Annotated in this window: 2 protein-coding genes; both read right to left on the bottom strand. The window is 46.6% G+C overall.

The genetic code is table 11. The features are described from left to right. Positions 1–1102: ABC transporter permease (locus H6S82_RS30235; protein ID WP_191057248.1), on the bottom strand; the 1102-nt coding region annotated here is incomplete at its 3' end. Between the two features lie 6 nt (positions 1103–1108). Continuing rightward, on the bottom strand, positions 1109–1978 hold the full coding sequence (locus H6S82_RS30230; protein ID WP_190460775.1) for an Npun_R2479 family HD domain-containing metalloprotein: 870 nt from the start codon (positions 1976–1978) through the stop codon (positions 1109–1111). Positions 1979–2184: the final 206 nt, after the last annotated feature.

The raw sequence follows: 2184 nt of genomic DNA, 5'->3' as shown, positions 1-2184 counted from the left end.
TGCGAGGATCGAGAGCATCCCGCAGTCCATCCCCCAGAAGATTAAAAGCCAATACCGTCAGGATAATCAGCAACGCAGGCGGCCAAATTAACCAAGGTTGCAGCACCAAAATGGAAGCATTGGTTGCCAGAGATAGCATATTTCCCCAAGAAGGGTCGGGTTGCTGTATTCCGAGTCCGATTAAACTGAGTACTGATTCGGCGGCGATAAAACCAGGAACTGCCAAAGTAGCCGAAATAATCACGTATGTTGCCGTCTGCGGTAAGATGTGACGGATGATAATGTAAATCGGTTTGCCGCCCATAGCCCGTGCTGCTTGTACGAATTCCCGTTCTTTGATGGACAGCACCTGTCCCCGAATTACTCTTGCCAAACCAGCCCAGCTGACAAATGAGATGATTAATGTGATCAGCAGGAATCTCATGGCGCTGCTTATCCCAGCAGGTAGTACCAGGGTGAGGCTAACCAAGAGATAGATGGTAGGAATAGTCATCAGCACTTCCACTAAGCGCATCAAAACGCTATCAATCTTCCCACCGAAGAAACCAGAAATACCACCGAAAAGCATTCCCAAGGGAAAGGAAATCGCCACTCCCACCCAACCGATGCTGAGGCTAATCCTTCCTCCATACAGCAGACGAGAAAACTGGTCGCGTGCTTGTTCGTCAGTGCCTAAAAGGTTAAATTTAGCATCGCCAGTCGTGCCGAAAAGATGCCAATTGCAGGGAATTCCCCCAAAAATTTCTATTTCCTCAAATGTAGGCGGCAGTGGCACGTTCAGGCGAAACAGATAGTAGGTTGGCCCCTGCACAAATAGGCGCAGGGGAGTAGGTTTTTCCCAATCTACAATGAGTTTGCGATCGCCCGTTTCCAAGTCTACCGGCCCTTGAGTTGTAGGATAAACATGAGGCCCGATCGAGTTTCCCTGTGGCGTTTTTAGATAAATCTGCGTCGGTGGCAGTAGCGAACCGTTGGGCTGAGACGCATAAGGATCGTAAGGCGCAACAAAATCAGCAGCTATTACTGCCAAATAGAAAACTAACAGTAACAAAGCCCCAAAACGAGCTAAGGGATTATTTTTTAATTTCTGCCACCAGTTCATATTTTGCTATACCTGTTCAATCAATTGCCTTTGCTCCTCCTCAGCCTTTTCGTGTTCTACCACAAACACATTCGAGTACAAGTTAGCAATGACTTGCTTGCCTTGCTGCGTTAGCTGTAGATAACGAAGTGCATCTTTAATATACGGATAAACTCCATGCCAGTAAAATCTAGAATAGTTCCGCCTTAGATCGCCGGGATGACGGTAGCCCAAAGCTTTGTTTACGCCAGTTTCTTCAAACTCGTAGAACAAAGAAGTAATTTTCTTGAGGTAGCGCGGATCGCTCAGTTGGCCGATCAGATCGGCTGCGCGAACCAAACCTGCATAGTTTACCGTATCTTGATGATCTTCTGCTGCCGGAACTGGGAAGCGAGTTAGTTCAATATTACTCTTTATTGTGTAAGCATCAATGAGCTTGTGACCGCCAAAGCGTTCTTCGATAAAGAGTTTTGCTCGGTCTACATGATAAGGTGTAAGACCGGCATCGGAAGCACCGGGAGGGAGACCAACCATACCGCCATCTTTTCCTGTCGCATACAAACAATCTGCTTCTCTATCTTGACGGCAAACTCCTTTGACATATCCAATGTCATGACATACAAGGGAGATAATAAAGTGCAACCAGTCTTCGCAGGAAACACCTCCCTCGCGGATGTGTTTTCCACGTAAAATCTCCTGTCCGACTAAAGCAACTAGGATCGTGTGTTCGACGTCGTGATAGAGGGCGTCGCTATTAGCGATGTTTTCTAGCGCCATGCTGCCAGCCCACCCAATAATATCTCCGTAATCGGGCTTGAATCCTCCATAGGTACGGCGGTAACCGTCCCGAAGCTTTTGTACGAAGGCGTCAATCAGAATTTCTGTGGCATTAAACATCTGGTTACTCGTGGGTGCTGAGTACTAGGTCAGGAGCAAATTGGAAAGTATTAATATTTATTATGTTTGTTATTCTTATCCAATTTAGCGAGAAAAAACACTTGTTAGCGATCGAATATTATGCTAAGTAGTCGGACAAAAGTAATCGACACTGTATTAACTTTTGTTAAGACACACGTTGGAGTGCGATCGCGCAGCGTGCCTCC

Source organism: Planktothrix sp. FACHB-1355 (genome assembly GCF_014748295.1).
GTDB classification, from domain to species: Bacteria; Cyanobacteriota; Cyanobacteriia; order Cyanobacteriales; family Aerosakkonemataceae; genus Aerosakkonema; species Aerosakkonema funiforme_A.
Note: the sequence above shows the minus strand (reverse complement) of the source record. Positions and strands in the feature narration are given on the sequence as shown.

Coding starts and splice junctions, on each gene's coding strand:
- H6S82_RS30230 (WP_190460775.1), bottom strand. CDS start 1,978: ATGTTTAATGCCACAGAAATTCTGATTGACGCCTTCGTACAAAAGCTT.